The sequence below is a fragment of the Thermoactinomyces sp. DSM 45892 genome (assembly GCF_900107305.1).
Classification (GTDB): domain Bacteria; phylum Bacillota; class Bacilli; order Thermoactinomycetales; family Thermoactinomycetaceae; genus Baia.
Genome location: NZ_FNPL01000002.1, coordinates 186,768 through 203,405 on the forward strand (window position 1 = coordinate 186,768; position 16,638 = coordinate 203,405).

The 16,638-nt window shown below is 42.9% G+C and carries 19 protein-coding genes; 13 read left to right on the top strand and 6 right to left on the bottom strand.

Annotated elements, in window-relative coordinates; all coding sequences use genetic code 11:
- Window positions 1–8: 8 nt before the first annotated feature.
- The 7 genes from BLU58_RS02560 to BLU58_RS02590 all read left to right on the top strand — a co-directional run bounded on the left by BLU58_RS02560 (window position 9) and on the right by BLU58_RS02590 (window position 4,135).
- A complete protein-coding gene (locus BLU58_RS02560; protein WP_176786455.1) occupies window positions 9–812 on the top strand; it encodes an ABC transporter ATP-binding protein in 804 nt (267 codons plus the stop codon).
- Window positions 809–1,390, top strand: coding sequence for a cob(I)yrinic acid a,c-diamide adenosyltransferase (locus BLU58_RS02565; protein ID WP_093290670.1), 582 nt, complete (start codon window positions 809–811; stop codon window positions 1,388–1,390). The genes BLU58_RS02560 and BLU58_RS02565 overlap by 4 nt, the downstream gene beginning before the upstream one ends.
- A 42-nt stretch (window positions 1,391–1,432) precedes the next feature.
- A complete protein-coding gene (locus BLU58_RS02570; protein ID WP_093290671.1) occupies window positions 1,433–1,801 on the top strand; it encodes an arsenate reductase family protein in 369 nt (122 codons plus the stop codon).
- A 201-nt stretch (window positions 1,802–2,002) separates the two neighbouring features.
- Complete coding sequence (locus tag BLU58_RS02575) at window positions 2,003–2,542, top strand: peroxiredoxin (RefSeq protein ID WP_093290672.1); 540 nt, start codon at window positions 2,003–2,005, stop codon at window positions 2,540–2,542.
- A gap of 121 nt (window positions 2,543–2,663) precedes the next feature.
- Complete coding sequence (locus tag BLU58_RS02580; RefSeq protein WP_093290721.1) at window positions 2,664–3,116, top strand: redoxin domain-containing protein; 453 nt, start codon at window positions 2,664–2,666, stop codon at window positions 3,114–3,116.
- A 19-nt stretch (window positions 3,117–3,135) separates the two neighbouring features.
- Window positions 3,136–3,516 (top strand): glycine cleavage system protein GcvH, encoded by a 381-nt coding sequence (gene gcvH / locus BLU58_RS02585; protein WP_093290673.1) that lies wholly within the window; start codon window positions 3,136–3,138, stop codon window positions 3,514–3,516.
- Window positions 3,517–3,715: 199 nt separating this feature from the next.
- Window positions 3,716–4,135, top strand: a complete 420-nt coding sequence (locus tag BLU58_RS02590; RefSeq protein ID WP_093290674.1) for a hypothetical protein — start codon at window positions 3,716–3,718, stop codon at window positions 4,133–4,135.
- 60 nt (window positions 4,136–4,195) lie between these two features.
- Here the strand turns inward: BLU58_RS02590 and BLU58_RS02595 are convergent, their stop codons facing one another.
- The 3 genes from BLU58_RS02595 to pckA all read right to left on the bottom strand — a co-directional run bounded on the left by BLU58_RS02595 (window position 4,196) and on the right by pckA (window position 7,336).
- On the bottom strand, window positions 4,196–4,966 hold the full coding sequence (locus BLU58_RS02595) for a DUF3050 domain-containing protein (RefSeq protein WP_093290675.1): 771 nt from the start codon (window positions 4,964–4,966) through the stop codon (window positions 4,196–4,198).
- Window positions 4,967–4,986: 20 nt separating this feature from the next.
- Entirely contained in the window at window positions 4,987–5,631 is a 645-nt protein-coding gene (gene udk / locus BLU58_RS02600; protein WP_093290676.1) for a uridine kinase, read from the bottom strand.
- 130 nt (window positions 5,632–5,761) lie between these two features.
- Entirely contained in the window at window positions 5,762–7,336 is a 1,575-nt protein-coding gene (gene pckA / locus BLU58_RS02605; RefSeq protein WP_255404566.1) for a phosphoenolpyruvate carboxykinase (ATP), read from the bottom strand.
- 255 nt (window positions 7,337–7,591) lie between these two features.
- On the opposite strand from pckA, the gene BLU58_RS02610 reads away from it, so the two are divergent.
- Complete coding sequence (locus tag BLU58_RS02610; RefSeq protein ID WP_093290678.1) at window positions 7,592–7,984, top strand: S1 RNA-binding domain-containing protein; 393 nt, start codon at window positions 7,592–7,594, stop codon at window positions 7,982–7,984.
- A gap of 66 nt (window positions 7,985–8,050) precedes the next feature.
- Window positions 8,051–8,902: an SDR family NAD(P)-dependent oxidoreductase gene (locus BLU58_RS02615; protein ID WP_143123671.1), complete on the top strand. Its 852-nt coding sequence runs from the start codon at window positions 8,051–8,053 to the stop codon at window positions 8,900–8,902.
- A gap of 211 nt (window positions 8,903–9,113) precedes the next feature.
- Here BLU58_RS02615 and BLU58_RS02620 read toward each other — a convergent pair whose 3' ends face one another.
- The 3 genes from BLU58_RS02620 to BLU58_RS02630 form a co-directional block, all read right to left on the bottom strand.
- Entirely contained in the window at window positions 9,114–9,545 is a 432-nt protein-coding gene (locus tag BLU58_RS02620) for a VOC family protein (RefSeq protein ID WP_093290680.1), read from the bottom strand.
- A 145-nt stretch (window positions 9,546–9,690) separates the two neighbouring features.
- Complete coding sequence (locus tag BLU58_RS02625; RefSeq protein WP_093290681.1) at window positions 9,691–10,272, bottom strand: tRNA 5-(aminomethyl)-2-thiouridylate-methyltransferase MnmM; 582 nt, start codon at window positions 10,270–10,272, stop codon at window positions 9,691–9,693.
- Window positions 10,269–11,243: a tRNA modification radical SAM protein MnmL/YtqA gene (locus tag BLU58_RS02630; protein ID WP_093290682.1), complete on the bottom strand. Its 975-nt coding sequence runs from the start codon at window positions 11,241–11,243 to the stop codon at window positions 10,269–10,271. Before BLU58_RS02630 ends, BLU58_RS02625 begins: the two co-directional genes overlap by 4 nt.
- Before the next feature lie 373 nt (window positions 11,244–11,616).
- On the opposite strand from BLU58_RS02630, the gene pdhA reads away from it, so the two are divergent.
- The 4 genes from pdhA (at window position 11,617) to lpdA (ending at window position 16,549) form a co-directional block, all read left to right on the top strand.
- Window positions 11,617–12,720, top strand: a complete 1,104-nt coding sequence (gene pdhA, locus BLU58_RS02635) for a pyruvate dehydrogenase (acetyl-transferring) E1 component subunit alpha (RefSeq protein ID WP_093290683.1) — start codon at window positions 11,617–11,619, stop codon at window positions 12,718–12,720.
- 3 nt (window positions 12,721–12,723) lie between these two features.
- Entirely contained in the window at window positions 12,724–13,704 is a 981-nt protein-coding gene (locus tag BLU58_RS02640; RefSeq protein ID WP_093290684.1) for an alpha-ketoacid dehydrogenase subunit beta, read from the top strand.
- Between the two features lie 84 nt (window positions 13,705–13,788).
- The gene (locus tag BLU58_RS02645; RefSeq protein WP_093290685.1) at window positions 13,789–15,123 is read left to right on the top strand and encodes a dihydrolipoamide acetyltransferase family protein; all 1,335 of its coding nucleotides are present in this window, start codon (window positions 13,789–13,791) and stop codon (window positions 15,121–15,123) included.
- Between the two features lie 4 nt (window positions 15,124–15,127).
- On the top strand, window positions 15,128–16,549 hold the full coding sequence (gene lpdA / locus BLU58_RS02650; protein WP_093290686.1) for a dihydrolipoyl dehydrogenase: 1,422 nt from the start codon (window positions 15,128–15,130) through the stop codon (window positions 16,547–16,549).
- Window positions 16,550–16,638: the final 89 nt, after the last annotated feature.

Below are 16,638 nucleotides of genomic sequence, written 5' to 3' on the forward strand. Positions count from 1 at the left end.
TATCATCGTTGCTTACGATACAATCTGTTTCCAAACATTATGATACATGCTGTGTGATAGATGGAGTTTCTCTACAACTAAAACGCGGAGAATCCGTTGGCATACTAGGTCCAAACGGGAGCGGTAAAACAACCCTTTTGCGGATGATATCAGGAGAGCTAACGCCCGATCAGGGAGAGGTTTGGCTAGAAGAACAGAATCTATCGAAACTAAAACCGAAAGCGAGGGCGAGAAGGATCGCCGTTTTGGCGCAAGAATTACTTGAAGATGCCCCTTTTACGGTGCGAGAGATAATTGAGATGGGACGTTACCCGTATGTATCGCGTTTTGAGACCTTATCAGATCACGATGTCGAGGTAGTGGACCAAATTTTACAACAAACCAACCTATCAAACCGTCAGCATACTCGTATTACAGAGTTAAGCGGGGGAGAACGCCAGAGAGTAGCGATTGCCCGGGCATTGGTACAAGAGCCTGAGATTCTCTTGCTAGATGAGCCGACTACTTATCTAGACCTAGAGGCACAATGGTCCTTGCTGGATATATGCAAGCACTGGCAAAAGGAAAAAGATCTAACACTCGTCATGATTATTCATGATCTCAATGTAGCCAGCCTCTTTTGTGATCGCATTCTCTTCTTACAAAATGGAAAATGTATCGCAGAAGGTACCCCAAAAGAAGTAATTTCTGCCTCCTTAGTCGAACAAGTATATGGAGTCCCTACGGTGGTTATTCCCCATCCGGAGACAGGTGTTCCCCAAATTTTACATCAGCCATTTATGATGAATCCCCGAAAGGAGCATGGTTCATGAAAATCTACACCCGAACAGGAGATACCGGCAAAACCGCCGTCGTAGGTGGACGAGTCGACAAAGACGATATCCGCGTTGAAGCATACGGAACCATTGATGAATTAAACTCATTTGTAGGGGAATCGATCACTCGCATGTCCCCCGAAAAACATGCCGATCTAATCAAGGACTTCACAGAGATCCAACATGAGTTGTTTGATGCAGGTGGAGACCTAGCTCAGGTAGGAAAAGAAAGACAATACAAAGTGACAGGCGATATGGTAACACGTTTAGAGAAATGGATTGATCAGTATGAATCAGAGCTTTCCCCATTGCGCCGTTTCATCTTACCCGGGGGAACTGCGTTGTCATCCAGCGTTCATATCTGCCGTACCATTACCCGTCGTGCAGAGCGTTGTGTGGTAAGTCTTTGTAAGTCAGAAGAAACCAATGAAGAAGTTCGGAGGTACCTGAATCGTTTATCTGATTATTTTTTTACTGTGGCACGTGTGGCTAATACCCGATCAGGTGTAAGTGATGTAGAATATAAACGAGGCGGACACGTTTTTCATAAATCTACCGATTCTAGTGAAGCCTAGGTTACATAACGATTCTTTTTTAGAAAGAGTGTGATCAACCAGATGTCGATTGTCATGTACGAATACCCCAAGTGTGGAACCTGCCGAAACGCTGTGAAATACCTTCAACAACATCGTGTTACCTTTGAAGATTATCATATTGTCGAATCGCCTCCTTCTGTAGAGCAGTTACGTCAAATGGTGAATATAAGTGGACTTCCGATCCAAAAGTTCTTTAACACATCCGGGAAGAAGTACCGGGATTTAGGCTTATCGCAGAAGTTAAAAGAGATGACAGATGATGAGAAGTTAGCCCTATTAGCCTCAGATGGGATGTTGATTAAACGCCCTTTGGTAACAGATGGAAAAAAGGTTACCGTTGGTTTTAAAGAGGACGATTTTGAAACCAATTGGGTTGCACAGAAGGAGTAGTTTCAGTGGCTGAGAGAGCGGTCTAATTGCGATAATTATTTTTACATTATACTTAATATAAATTGATATTGACTATAAATAGTGGTCATGTTATCCTAAGTTTGTCATGATCATGCTACGGTGTTTATCAGGTCCAATGATTGGATAGATTAACAAATGGCGTGGTTAGAAAATATATCATCGATAGAGGGGGAAATACTCATGACAGCACGTCTTGTAGGACTTCCAGCTCCAGATTTCGTAATGGAGAGCACGAAAAACCTAGAAACCCTGAAGGAACAAGCAAAGCTCGTTGACTATGAAGGAAAATGGCTTGTCATGTTCTTTTATCCACTTGATTTTACATTTGTTTGCCCGACTGAAATCACAGCTCTTTCTGATCGTGCGGATGAATTTGCCGATCGCGATTGTGAAATCTTGGGTGTAAGTACAGATAGCGTGTATTCCCACCGTGCATGGATCCACACTTCACGTGAAGATAATGGCCTAGGTGAGATTCAATACCCACTCGCTGCTGATACGAATCACAAAGTAAGCCGCGCCTACGGTGTACTAAAGGAAGACGAAGGAATCGCATTACGTGGTCTCTTCATCATTGATCCAGAAGGAATCGTTCGTTATCAAGTCGTAACGGATGATAACGTAGGTCGTAGTGTAGACGAAACGCTTCGTGTACTCGATGCCCTTCAAACAGGCGGACTTTGCCCAGCTAACTGGAAACCAGGTCAAAAAACGCTGTAATCACGATTCATCACATCCATTAAAGGACCTAACAAAAATCTGTTAGGTCCTTTCTTACAATAGATTCATCTATTCAGAGAAAAGAAATTACGATATTATAAAGGAGGGTTTTCCCATGGCTATGCGTCTACGTACCGAAATGCCAGAGTTAGTAGGAGTAACAGAATGGGTGAATAGTGAAACTGATAAAGAGGCGTTAAAAGGTAAGCCCGTTTTAGTTCATTTTTGGTCCATTAGTTGTTACCTATGCAAAGAGAGCTTTCCAGAATTAAAGAAAATGCGGGAAGGGACCCCAGAACTCGAATTTGTAGGGGTTCACATGCCGCGCTCTGAAAAAGATACCAATATCGATGAGGTAAAGGCAACCATTGAAAAATATGGTTTGCAACATCCGCAAGCGATTGATAACGAACACAAGGTAGTGGATGCGTTTGAAAATGAGTTTGTACCTGCATTCTACTTGTTCGATTCTACAGGGGTGTTACGTCATCGCTCTGCTGGTGAAAAAGCTCTCACCTTGCTTAAAAAACCACTGGAACGTGTCTTAAACGAAGAAAAAGAAAAACAATCTTAATCCTCTGGAGGGTTCCTGCATGAATTTACCAAAAGAATTGCGCTACACAGAAGAACATGAATGGGTAAAAACTGAATCTGATAACAAAGTACGCGTAGGCATTACGGACTTTGCTCAATCCGAATTGGGAGATATCGTATTTGTTGAACTTCCAGAAGTGGGCGACAAAATCGAAGCAGGCCAACCGTTCGGCAGTGTAGAGTCTGTGAAAACTGTTTCGGAACTTTATGCACCTGTAAATGGAACCATCGTAGAAGTAAATAGCTCTCTTGAAGAATCCCCAGAAAACGTAAATGATGCACCTTATGAAGACGGTTGGATGATTGTAGTTGAGCTTGAAAACACAGATCAATTAAAAGAGCTTCTTTCAGACAAGCAGTATAAAGAATCAATCCAATAATGGCCGACGATAGAGTGATAGAAGGAGCCCCGGTATACGCTACTGGGGTTATTTTTCATTTTCCTGTTGCATAAATATACGAAAAAAGTTCTCTAAAATAGGTTTAAATTTTCTACGACGTGGGAATATATCCACTACTCTCTTATTCCAAATGTTTTGATGAATCAAACTATCACAGAGAGGTAGAGGAGGGAATTGCATGATCTACTGCTGCGGTGCAAGTATGATTGGCAAAATCGGAACGATTGTACGAAAACAGGTTTCGGTTCATCAAGTGCCGGTTCTCTATTGTCCTGTCTGCCAGAAGAGACACGTTCATCCTGCTGTGAAAGAACAATTTGAGTTGGTAGTAGAGTATGCTATCGAAGATCGCGTCAAAGAAACCACCCTCTACGATCGTATTGACCACAAAATGTTGAAGAAATGGAAAGAATATAGCTTTAGCTTTGAGGAGGATGACAATCAAGAATCGATCTTACGAGAACAAATCGACCTTGCATTGGATCTGTTACGTATCTGTAAACCAGATTACGATTGGGCAGACCTCCTAAAAATCCGTCTCAAGGTACTAAGCGAAAAACTACGAAATTTGGAAATATCAAAAGAGAATAGTTGCTAATGGGGGACCGTTTAGATAAAAACACCTTTGATTCTGCGGAGTCAAAGGTGTTTCGTATGCTTATAATCCTTTTTCTTCAATCTCGGCTAACACGCCATCCCAGAGTTGGCTACGTAACTGTAGGGAGCGGAGAGCTACTTGCTCAGCTTGCTTCCATTTCTCTGGATCAGATCCGCAAAGAGAGTTGAGAAGTTTTTCAGCTAGAGGGCCGTGTGTATCTCCATCTAGTTCGATATGGCGATTGAGATAGTAACGAATACGCTCTGTGGACTGGTTGTGATTGTCTAGTTCAGAAAGGAGCTGGGTAAACATCTCTGGTATGAGGTCTTCACGTCCAAAGAAAAAGGCGGAGGTGACCTCGTGCGACTGTGCCGAAAATGCCAAGTTTAAGCTGTATGTTACAAATTGAACAATTGTGGATGGAAGAGAACGGTTTTGCAAAGTATCAATCGGATCTTTCCCTGCTTCAAGATCTTGAAGATACGATTCCATCCATGTAGTATCGGCTTGAACTTCTTTCATGGCCTCTACATATAACTCGAAATGACTAGCATATCCCCCTTGTCCATCCTCATCCGTCTCTTCTCCCAAAACGATTTCATTGATAAAGCGAGCATAATGTGCATTTGGACTGGGAACCCATGGTAATGTAGTAGTGGTGAGTGAGTTCTGCAATCGTTTGGCTAGACTCATAAAATCCCATACCGCAAATACATGGTGTTTCATAAAAATACGGACTCTGTCTGGAGACGTCATTGCTTCGTAGATGGGATGTTTTAGTAGTTGATCGCGTATCGTTTGAATAGATGTTGACTCGATTACGGTGGACATTTTGGATATCTCCTTCGAAGTTAGGTGTTAGAATGGATACAGGGATCCAATTCTTGTAGATACATGCGAATTTGATTCATTAAGAGATTAAGAGCTACTACATTTCTCCCGCCTTCAGGCAAGATAATATCAGCATATCGTTTACTTGGTTCGACAAATTGCATATGCATGGGACGAACCACTTGTAGGTATTGTTGAATAACAGATTCTAACGTACGGCCGCGTTCTTTTGTATCACGCTCGATGCGACGTAAAATGCGTACATCGGCATCGGTATCGACGAATACTTTAATATCGAGGAGATCTCGCAGGCTCTTATCCTCCAGAATCAGGATTCCCTCGACAATAATAACGTGTTTGGGTTCGACTTGTTTGTTGGCGTTAGAACGAGTGAATGCAGCATAATCATAGATTGGCATCTGGACAGATTGATAATTCATCAATTGCTGTAAGTGTTCGACCAGTAGGTTATTATCAAAAGCTAACGGATGATCGTAATTAATCTTGATTCGCTCTTCCATGGTCAGGTGAGCTTGGTCTGCATAATAGGAATCTTGCTCCATTAACAAAACCGAATCAGAAAATTCCTCTACGAGTTTTCGCGCAACAGTGGTCTTACCTGAACCAGTGCCTCCTGCGACACCAATTAATACCGGTCGATTCATAGCTGTGTCGATTCCTTTCCATAGTAACGATCCATTTTACATTTATCAAATTATCTCATCCGTACGATGGTAACATAAAAAACCTGACAAAGGTACTGTCAGGTTCTAGTGTATGGAATATGAATCATCTCTATTTATTTCGTGGGCCAGCAGATCGAATGTTATCTGCTACACCTGAGAACTTAGTAAAGTTTTGATGGAAAAGACTTGCTAGATCCTTTGCTGTTTTATCATATTCTGTAGGATTTGCCCATGTTGTTAGGGGGTTCAAGATATCACTTGGAACGTCTGGGCATGTTGTTGGAATGGAGAGGCCAAACACCTCTTCGGTTATATAATCAACATTGGATAGGGTACCGTTTATCGCTGCGGTCACCATCGCGCGTGTATACGTAAGATTCATTCGCTTCCCTACGCCATAAGCGCCACCCGACCAGCCTGTATTAACGAGAAAAACTTGTGCTTTATGCTTCTCGATTTTCTCACCTAGTAACTCAGCGTAAATATGTGCAGGACGTGGTAAAAAGGGTGCGCCAAAGCAAGTGGAGAAAGTAGCCTCAGGTTCCGTTACACCGCGCTCTGTACCTGCTAGCTTGCTTGTATAACCTGATAAAAAGTGATACATGGCTTGCTCTTTGTTTAACTTAGAAATAGGAGGTAGTACGCCAAAGGCATCGGCGGTTAAGAATAAAATGACATTTGGATGCCCTGCTACACTTGGAATAACGGCCCCAGGTATCGAATCGATTGGATAGGCGGCACGTGTGTTTTCAGTCAGAGTAGAATCATCATAATCGGGAGTTCTTTTGGAATCTAATAAAACATTTTCCAATACGGAACCAAAACGGATCGCTTGCCAAATTTGTGGTTCTTTTTCCTGACTCAGACCTATACACTTTGCATAACAGCCACCTTCAAAGTTGAAAACTCCTTGGTCTGTCCAACCGTGTTCATCATCCCCAATTAACCGGCGCTTCGGATCTGCAGACAAAGTTGTTTTTCCCGTGCCAGATAGGCCAAAAAATAAGGCGACATCCTGATCATCCCCTACGTTTGCAGAACAGTGCATTGGCATCACACCTTGTGCGGGAAGGAGATAATTCATCACACTAAAGATGGATTTTTTCATTTCCCCAGCATACTGCGTGCCAGCAATGATGACCACTTTTTGTTCAAAGCTAAGGGCAATCAATGTTTTAGAGCGAACTCCATCTATTTCAGGATTAACGACAAAGTTAGGCACGCAGATGACGGTAAATTCTGGTTTGTGAGTATGTAGTTCTTGCTTTGTTGGACGAATGAATAATTGATGCACAAATAAGTTATGCCAAGCATATTCATTAATAACACGAATTGGAAGTTGATACGTGGAATCTGCACCAGCAAAACCATCAAAAATAAAGAGTTCTTTCTCTTTTAAGTAGTCTTGAACACGCTTGTAAATCCTATGGAATATTTCTGGTTCGAGTGCTTGGTTGACAGATCCCCAATCGATGGAATCGCTTACACAATCTTCATCTACTATATACTTGTCTTTAGGAGAACGCCCCGTAAATTCCCCTGTGGTTGCGACTAAGGCCCCATTGGAAGATAAAATAGCTTCCTTTCTATTAAGTGCTTGTTCTACTAATTCTGCTACTGGTAAATTTAGATGAAGTTTTCCACGAAGCTCACAATGATTTGATGTAATCGAACGAATCGTCATGCTCATTCCATCCACCTTTTTGATTTATTGTCTATATTATATAAATGAATTTATATATATGTTATAACACTTTGGTAAAAAGTATAACATATATAGGGATAGGATGGAACATTAATTTCCATTTCGCTTCTATTGGCATAATTCTATATTGATATAAATTTCGTAATCATTCTATTCCGTGTGGTTGTAGCGTTGACAAAGGCTTAAAATAATGATATGTTCGTACAGAATGAATTTCATTGCGGGAGTGTTACAATGAGTGAATTAAAAGAAGGGGCCATCGTATCTGGAGAAGTTATTTCGACTAAACCCTTTGGAGCCTTCATTAAACTAGAATCTGGGGAAACCGGACTTGTTCATATTTCTCAAGTTTCCAGCAAATATGTTGAGAAAGTTGAAGATGAACTTCAAGTGGGAGCAACTGTGAAAGTGAAAGTCCTTTCTATTGATCCCGCTGGTAAGATCTCTCTTTCCATCAAAGCCCTTCAAGAAGAGCAACGCCCTCCTCGCGAACGTCGTGGGGGAGGAGATCGCCGTGGTGGTCGTGCGAAAAGCCCTGAGAATTTTGAGGACATGATGAAAAAGTGGATGAAGAGCAGTGAAGAGCGCCTTTCTGCGCTTACTGCAAAGCAAAAGAAAAACAGATAGTTGTCTCATGATTATTGGGATAACGCAAAACATCTCCTAGTCTTCTGGGAGGTGTTTTTGTTTGGAATGAGTATAATAATAGGAAGAAAGATAGACGGGACGAGGTGTACGAGATTGAGGGAGAAAAAGAGAGAAACCGTGCTAATTACCTGTGCGACATCCGGAATCGGATACGAGCTTGGGCGATTATTTGCCATGAACGGCTATGATCTTGTTTTAGTAGATACAGACTCATCTGAGTTAAAACGGACCTCATCGGAATGGATGAAGAAATATAAGGTGCATATTGAAACATTTTCACAAAATTTATCCAGCCCTGATGCAGCCAAGCAAATTTATGAATGGACGATGGAACGTCAAAAACCGATTCATCTGATGATTAACTATGCTGATTTTCAGTTATCTGGTTCCTTTTTAGAGACGGAGCTTGCTCAAGAGCTGGAAATGATTCAAGTTCATATTGCTACTTTTACTGCGATAACAAAACTATTTATAAAACAAATGGCAGGGAGACGATACGGTCGAATCTTGCAAGTAGCCTCTACAGCCGCTTTTCAACCACGCCCGAGATTAGCTGTGTTTCATGCAACCAATGCCTTTATCCTTGCATTTGGCCAAGCGCTTGATAATGAGATGAAGGATTATGGAGTGAGAGTAAATACGTTATGTGCGGGTCCTGAGCTATCTCAAGTTAAGTGGAGTGCACGTGAAGAAGTTCCAACATGGCTGAGTGAAGTTCCGATGAGCGCACAAAACATCGCAGAATTTGCTTTCCGTCGCTTTTTAGACGAACAGGACAAGCCGTTGATTATTCCGGGAGTGAAGAATCGTTTGCTGGCTCGTTCGGTGCAGTTTATGCCGCGGAAGATGGTAACCAAAGTGGTGAAGAAGATGGATGAAGGGAAGAGTGGGGATTAAGGGTTGGTGAAGACTGTTGATAAGCTATTTCATTTGCACTAGAGGTCCAGAGAGTCTATTAAGTAAGATTGTATAGCAAGTATCGAGTAGACTCTCCTTTTCCTCTAACTAAACTCATCAACAATGCTTAGCGGCATGCGAAAGGAACTAGATTAGACACATGTATGTTGCATGTGATTCGAACTCTTTAAGAGATGGGTGGATCAGAGCTCTAGCATTCTTCTTTTCCTTCGGTATAAAGCTGAAAGGTGACTCCGAATTTATCTGTAACCATTCCGTAAGCAGGGCTAAAAAATGTTTCGGCTAGCGGCATGATGACGGTGCCGCCTTCCTTCAAGGCATCGAAAAATTTCTGCGATTGGGCAACATCTGCGGAAGAGATACAGATTTGGACTTGGTTTCCTCGTTCAGGGGAGTGACCTGGAAACGCGTCGGAGAACATAAGCTCTGAATCACCGACCTTAATCATTGCATGAGAAACAAGCTCTTTTGCTGCTTCTGGCATAGTAAACTCTGGATTTTCCGGCATTTCTCCAAAGGTTTGGATTCCGTATAGCTCGGCATCTAGGGCTTTTTGATAGAAATCAATCGCTTCCCTAGCATTTCCGTCTAACATAATATAAGAAATTAGTTTGGTTCCCATACGGTGGCCACCTATCCTTCACTGTTTGATGATAAATCATCCACTAAATCTATTATATCTTTTTATGAAAAATTAAGAAAGATATTTATATTCTATATTTTTATTCTGGATCACCCTATTAAACTCGTGCATTAGGGTGATCAATTCATTTCCTCTTTTCAATCACAACTAAAGAGGGTGCATGGGTTCGATTTAGCGTCTGTGTCCATGTAACTTGAAACTGGTTCGATGGTAATTGGGAAGCAAAGTTGACTACGTGGTTTGCTTCATTTTGTCCACCCTCATGCCCAACATAGAGGGCGATGGTGATAACACCTCTAGGCGCGAGCCACTGACAAGCGTGCTCCATGGCTTGAAGGGTTGTTTCAGGGCTGGTAATGATGGTTTCATCGCCGTGGGGCAAATAGCCCAAGTTAAACATGACCGCGTTAATTTGATTTTTATAACCATGTGGAATAAAGGCTTCCCAGTATTCGTGCCCCACATGGAAAAGGGTGACTCGTTCGAGAAACCCTTCTTGCTGGAGACGTTGAGTTGTTTTTTTGATAGCGAGCGACTGGATGTCAAAGCCGAAAACTTTGCCTTGCGTGCCGACTTCTTTGGCAAGAAAGAGTGTGTCATAACCATTACCTAATGTAGCATCGACCACGGTTGGATGAGAATGCTCTTGAAGGGCCCGCTTGACATGGTATTTGGCACTTTGTAAGGTGGACAAGGTCTTCATCATGATTTGGCCAAACGAGGCTTAGCGTACTTTCCTTGCCACGTATCACGACGGGCTAGTTCAGCATCGATCTCGTTTAGCACCTCCCATTTCTTCATGCTCCACATAGGTCCGATCAATTGATCAGGTGGTCCGTCGCCCGTGATGCGATGAATGGAGATATCAGGAGGAAGAATTTCCAACGAATCCACAACCAGTTGTACATAATCTTCCATTGACATGAACTGGATTAACCCTTGTTCGTATTGCTTCATCATGGGGGTATTGCGTAGAAGGTGTAATAAGTGGATTTTGATCCCTTGGACATCCATCTTCGCACAAGCTTCAACTGTTTGTAGCATCATTTCGCGTGTTTCTCCCGGTAGGCCATGAATGATATGTACACAGGTCCGAATACCGTGTTTGCGCAGTTTTTCTACACCATCTAGGAAGCATTGGAAGTCATGAGCGCGATTAATGATATCTGCTGTCTTTTCGTGCATCGTTTGCAGTCCCAGTTCTACCCAGAGATAGGTGCGTTGATTTAGTTCTGCGAGATATTCGACTACGTCATCGGGCAGACAGTCCGGACGGGTTGCGATGGAGAGGCCCACGACTCCCTCTTGTTCGAGGACGATCTCGTACATCTCACGTAGCTCTCCAACAGGTGCATATGTGTTACTAAAGGCTTGAAAATAGCCGATATACTTCGCATCAGGCCATTTATCGTGCATCTTTTTCTTTACATCTTGAAATTGCTTTACTAGGTCGTCTCTGCGGTTCCCAGCGAAATCCCCTGATCCACGTGCACTACAAAATGTACAGCCCCCTGTAGTGATCTCTCCATCCCGGTTTGGACAGGTAAATCCACCGTCTAAAGCCACCTTAAAAATCTTCTGTCCATGCACTTGTCTTAAATGAGAATTCCAAGTATGGTAACGCTTTTCTCCCCACATCAGAGGAGCAAGCTGATTATGTTCTATTGATTGAGTCATGATTTTTCTACCTCTTTTCTACGAGTTTATTATACATGATCTATGTAGGGATGTTGAGTAGCTCTAGCGAAGCAGGATTACCATAGAAAAATCGTATAAAAATAGACTAACAGGAAAGATTATCCACTGATAGGGTCGCATCTACGTATAAATCTCCCGATTTACTCATGAGAAACCAATTTCCAGCAAAAGATAACCATAAATGGATTCATTGACAATCCTTTTACTTGGTGTATTATTGGTTTATAAATAATTGTAGTACATACAAAAGTGTACTGAATACAGACTCATTATAGGTAATTTAACATCTGTTATACTACAGAATAACCATTTTACTATAACAGTGCTACAAAGAAACTATGAGGTGATACAAATGGCAAAAACCACGAAAAGTGGAGGCGGTCTTGCAGAGGCTGAATTGCAAATTCAAGAAATGCAAGCGTTTCAAGTGCTTTCTCCAGATGGAAAGGTAAACGAAGCGAATCTTCCTGAATTAAGCGATGATCAATTACGTGAATTAATGCGCCGTATGGTATATACACGTGTCTGGGATCAACGTGCAGTGGGTCTAGCACGTCAAGGGCGTTTAGGCTTCTATGCTCCAGTATCTGGACAAGAAGCTTCTATGATCGGAAGCCAGTTTGCACTTGAAAAAGAAGACTTTATCCTACCTGGATACCGTGATATTCCACAACTTCACTTTCATGGTTATCCGATGTACCAAGGATTCCTTTGGTCACGAGGTCACCAACACGGTGGACAGATTCCGGAAGATGTAAACGTTTTAATGCCACAAATCATCATTGGTGCACAGTATGTCCAAACTTCTGGTGTGGCCATGGCATTTAAGCGACGTGGCGAGAAGCGTATTGCAATCACGTATACCGGTGATGGTGGAAGTTCACAAGGTGACTTCTATGAAGCGATGAACTTTGCTGGTGTATTTAAACTTCCGGCAGTATTTATTGTTCAGAATAACCGCTATGCGATTTCAACTCCGGTATCGAAACAAACCGTTGCGAAAACCATTGCTCAAAAAGGCCTAGCGGCTGGGATTCGCAGTGTTCAAGTGGACGGAATGGACGTTCTTGCAGTATATGCAGCAGTGAAAGATGCGAGAGAGCGTGCTCTAAACGGAGAACCTACTTTGATCGAGACCCTTTGTTATCGTCTTGGGCCTCACTCAATGTCTGGGGATGACCCAACTCGTTATCGGATTAAAGATGAATCGCCTGGTTATGAGGAGAACGAACCACTTATTCGTTTCCGTAAGTATCTAGAGAGCAAAAATCTTTGGACAGAAGAAGATGAAAATAAAGTGATTGAAGAAACGAAAGCAGCTGTAGCAGAGGCAATTAAGAAAGCAGATCAATATGAGAAGATGACGATTCCGAACTTGATTGATACTGTATATGAAACAACGCCAGCTCATTTAGAAAAACAGAAACAAGAGTATTTGGCGAAGGAGGGGAAATAATCCATGGCAACAATGACGATGGTAAAAGCGATCAACGATGCAATGCGAATCGCACTCGAAAAAGATCCAAACGTGATGATTTTCGGAGAAGACGTGGGTAAAAACGGTGGTGTATTCCGTGCGACAGACGGACTTCAAGCTAAGTTTGGAGTAGATCGGGTAATGGATACTCCCCTTGCTGAGTCCGGAATTGGTGGTTTAGCAGTAGGATTAGGTGTACAAGGATTTCGTCCCATTGCAGAGATGCAATTTATCGGCTTTATCTTTGAAGCACTTGATTCCATTATGGTGCAGGCGCCACGTATGCGTTTCCGTTCTGGAGGGCGTTATAGCAATCCAGTAACGTTCCGAGCGCCATTTGGCGGTGGTGTGAAATCTCCTGAACTTCATAGTGATAGCTTAGAAGGTCTCTTAATCCAGACCCCTGGTATCAAAGTGGTATGCCCTTCAAATCCATACGATGCAAAAGGACTACTATTATCCTCGATTAAAGATAATGATCCTGTGTTTTTCCTTGAACATTTGAAACTATATTTCTCTCTGAAGGGCGAAGTGCCAGAAGACGAATACACCGTGCCAATCGGAAAGGCAAATGTTGTACGTGAAGGTACAGACGTAACGATTTTCACATATGGTGCGATGGTTCATACTTCTATGAAAGCGGCTGAAATCGCTGAAAAAGAGTTAAATAAAAAAGTAGAAGTAGTCGATCTACGTACCCTTAGCCCTCTTGATGTAGAAACGATTGTTTCTTCTGTTGAGAAAACACATCGTGCGATTGTCGTGCAAGAGGCACAACGAACAGCCGGTGTAGCTCCGGAATTAATTTCGGTGATTAATGAAAACGCGCTCCTCTCACTTGATGCACCTGTGAAGAGAGTGACTGGCTTTGATACTCCGTTAGGTCATCCACTGGTTGAAGACGAGTGGATCCCGAATCCAAAACGCATTGTAAATGCAATCGAAGAAGTTTGCAATTTCTAATTAGACTGATGGAACCCATCCTGTGAGTAAAACACTTGCCGGATGGTTCATTTTCGTAGAAATCGTTAAGGAGGAAACAAGTCCATGGCATTATACCAATTTCAGTTGCCAGACGTAGGGGAAGGAATTCACGAGGGTGAAGTCGTTAAGTTGTTTGTAAAGCCTGGTGATAAGATTGAAGAGTTTGAGCCGTTTGCTGAGATCCAGACAGATAAAGCTGTTGTTGAAATCCCTTCTCCTGTAACAGGTGTTGTGAAAGAATTAAAAGTAGAAGAGGGTCAAATCGCGATCGTTCACTCCGTTATAGCGGTGATTGATGCAGAAGGTGAAGTTGCGGCGGTAGAGGGAGCCGAAGAAGCATCCCCAGTAGAAGAGGTACCAGCAGAAGAAGTGGCAAAAGATGCACTACCAGCACAGCCATCTACTACAGCCGCTTACGAGGAAGGAACCTCTCATATCAATGTAAAAGCGATGCCTTCTGTTCGTAAGATGGCTAGAGATATGGGGGTAGACTTAACTCGCGTCAAAGGTACAGGTAAAAATGGTCGTGTATTAGCAGAGGATGTAAAGGCATTTGCTACGGGAGGCACAACGGAAGAAGTTGTCTTGCCAACAGAAGCGCTACCAGCTACAGAGTCGGTAGAAGAGACGCCTCAAGCTACCTCAGCACCAGCTACTCCAGCACCGAAAGCACCGAAAGCACCATTGGAGAGTCACGGTACAGAAGAGCGTATGCCATTACGTGGTATTCGTCGTACGATCGCCAAGAGAATGGTGGAGTCGAAGCATACAGCACCACACGTTACCATTATGGACGAAATCGACGTAACAGAATTAATCGAGCTTCGTACATGGGCCAAAGATGAAGCGGCGAAAGCAAATGTAAAACTTACCTACCTACCATTTATCATGAAAGCGGTAGTATCTGCGTTGAAGGAGTTCCCGATGCTAAACGCTTCGATTGATGATGCGGCGGAAGAGATCGTGGTGAAAAAGTACTATCACATCGGAATGGCGGCAGCGACAGATAATGGATTGATGGTTCCTGTTCTTCGCGATGCAGATCGTAAGTCGATCTTCCAACTTGCTCAAGAAGTGACGGATAAAGCAGGTCGCGCTCGCGAAATGAAATTGACAGCAGATGAGTTAAAAGGTTCGACATTCAGCATTTCGAGCTTAGGTAATCTGGGTGGACAAAGCTTTACGCCTATTATCAACCATCCTGAAGTAGCTATCTTGGGTGTAGGATCTATCGAGCAGAAGCCAGTAGTTGTAGATGGAGAGATCGTTATTCGTTCGATGATGCATGTCTCTGTTAGCTTCGACCACCGCCTCATCGATGGAGATCTAGCAGCGCGTTTCATCAGTAAACTAAAGAAGTTGCTTAGCAGTCCAAAACTTTTAATGATGGAGATGTGATCACATGGTAGTAGGAGATCTAGCACAAGAAGTGGATGTTGTCGTAGTTGGTGCTGGCCCTGGTGGTTATGTGGCTGCCATTCGTGCCGCACAACTCGGCAAAAGTGTTGTTATCGTGGATAAGGACGAAGTAGGGGGCGTATGTCTCAATCGTGGATGTATTCCTTCTAAGGCAATCATTAGCGCATCTGAGCGTCTCATGCACATTCGTGAGGCGAGCCATGTTGGAATCGAAGTTTCAGGCGATGTAACAGTAAACATGCCGAAGTTGATCGAATGGAAAAACGGAGTAGTGAAAAAGTTGACTGGCGGCGTAAGTCAGCTTCTAAAAGGAAATAAAATTGAAGTAGCCAAAGGTGAAGTCTATTTTACAGGGCCTCATTCACTACGCGTTATGACAGACGACTCTAGCCAATCCTTCAAATATAACGATGTCATCATCGCAACCGGCTCACGTCCAGCTGAGCTAAAAATTCTTCCTTTTGATGGCAAACGGATCTTGTCCAGTACAGAAGCGCTAAATCTGCAAGAAGTTCCGAAGAAACTCATCGTAGTCGGTGGTGGCTATATTGGTCTAGAACTTGGAACTGCTTATGCGAAACTAGGTGCAGAAGTAACCATTCTCGAAGGAACCAAATCTTTGCTTCCCGGTACAGAGGCAACTCTTACTAAAATGGTTACTCGCAAGCTGAAAAAGCTAGGCGTAACCATCATAACAGAAGCGATGGTACAAGGTGGCGAAGTGAACGGAGATGAAGTAACCGTTCGTGCGACTGTTAAAGGCGAAGAGAAATCGTTTGTGGCAGACTATGCGTTGGTATCAGTAGGTAGAAAGCCAAATACCGAAGAAATCGGCTTGGAAAACGTAGGTGCTGAGCTAGATGAGCGCGGCTTTATTAAAATTGATAAACAGTGTAAGACAAACGTGTCTGGTGTATATGCAATCGGTGATTGTGCTGGCGGCGCACTACTCGCACATAAAGCAAGCTATGAAGGAAAAATTGCTGCTGAGGTATTAGCAGGGATGAATAGCGTAATCGATTATCAAGCGATGCCATTTGTTATCTTTAGTGATCCAGAGATTGCTTACACAGGTCTCACTGAAGAACAAGCAAAAGAAGAAGGATACGAAGTGGTAACAAGTCGTTTTGCATTTGCGGCAAATGGTCGTGCTCTTTCGATGGAAAATGCAGATGGATTTGTCCAAGTGGTAGCAGAGAAAGAAACGAAGCAACTACTAGGGGTACAAATCGTCGGGCCAGAAGCATCTTCCTTGATTTCTGAGGCAGTATTTGCGATTGAAATGGGTGCGAATGCAGAGGATATCGCACTGACAATCCATGCACATCCAACTCTTCCTGAAACCTTTATGGAAGCGGCTGAAGGGATCCTTGGGCATGCGATTCATATGGTGAATAAGAAGTAGTAAATAGCTAAGTTTATATTGATTCGGACAAAGAGGGTGGATCTATGAAAATAGGTTCATCCTTTTTTGTTGACTTATATTATCATGAA

Bases quoted from the DNA above. Each gene is read 5' to 3' on its own strand.
- BLU58_RS02595 (WP_093290675.1), bottom strand. From the start codon at position 4,966: ATGTCCACCGTAATCGAGTCAACATCTATTCAAACGATACGCGATCAA.
- BLU58_RS02620 (WP_093290680.1), bottom strand. From the start codon at position 9,545: ATGGGAACCAAACTAATTTCTTATATTATGTTAGACGGAAATGCTAGG.
- lpdA (WP_093290686.1), top strand. From the start codon at position 15,128: ATGGTAGTAGGAGATCTAGCACAAGAAGTGGATGTTGTCGTAGTTGGT.
- BLU58_RS02565 (WP_093290670.1), top strand. From the start codon at position 809: ATGAAAATCTACACCCGAACAGGAGATACCGGCAAAACCGCCGTCGTA.
- pckA (WP_255404566.1), bottom strand. From the start codon at position 7,336: ATGACGATTCGTTCGATTACATCAAATCATTGTGAGCTTCGTGGAAAA.
- pdhA (WP_093290683.1), top strand. From the start codon at position 11,617: ATGGCAAAAACCACGAAAAGTGGAGGCGGTCTTGCAGAGGCTGAATTG.
- BLU58_RS02580 (WP_093290721.1), top strand. From the start codon at position 2,664: ATGCGTCTACGTACCGAAATGCCAGAGTTAGTAGGAGTAACAGAATGG.
- udk (WP_093290676.1), bottom strand. From the start codon at position 5,631: ATGAATCGACCGGTATTAATTGGTGTCGCAGGAGGCACTGGTTCAGGT.
- BLU58_RS02640 (WP_093290684.1), top strand. From the start codon at position 12,724: ATGGCAACAATGACGATGGTAAAAGCGATCAACGATGCAATGCGAATC.
- BLU58_RS02645 (WP_093290685.1), top strand. From the start codon at position 13,789: ATGGCATTATACCAATTTCAGTTGCCAGACGTAGGGGAAGGAATTCAC.
- BLU58_RS02610 (WP_093290678.1), top strand. From the start codon at position 7,592: ATGAGTGAATTAAAAGAAGGGGCCATCGTATCTGGAGAAGTTATTTCG.
- BLU58_RS02625 (WP_093290681.1), bottom strand. From the start codon at position 10,272: ATGATGAAGACCTTGTCCACCTTACAAAGTGCCAAATACCATGTCAAG.
- BLU58_RS02590 (WP_093290674.1), top strand. From the start codon at position 3,716: ATGATCTACTGCTGCGGTGCAAGTATGATTGGCAAAATCGGAACGATT.
- gcvH (WP_093290673.1), top strand. From the start codon at position 3,136: ATGAATTTACCAAAAGAATTGCGCTACACAGAAGAACATGAATGGGTA.
- BLU58_RS02570 (WP_093290671.1), top strand. From the start codon at position 1,433: ATGTCGATTGTCATGTACGAATACCCCAAGTGTGGAACCTGCCGAAAC.
- BLU58_RS02615 (WP_143123671.1), top strand. From the start codon at position 8,051: ATGAGTATAATAATAGGAAGAAAGATAGACGGGACGAGGTGTACGAGA.
- BLU58_RS02575 (WP_093290672.1), top strand. From the start codon at position 2,003: ATGACAGCACGTCTTGTAGGACTTCCAGCTCCAGATTTCGTAATGGAG.
- BLU58_RS02630 (WP_093290682.1), bottom strand. From the start codon at position 11,243: ATGACTCAATCAATAGAACATAATCAGCTTGCTCCTCTGATGTGGGGA.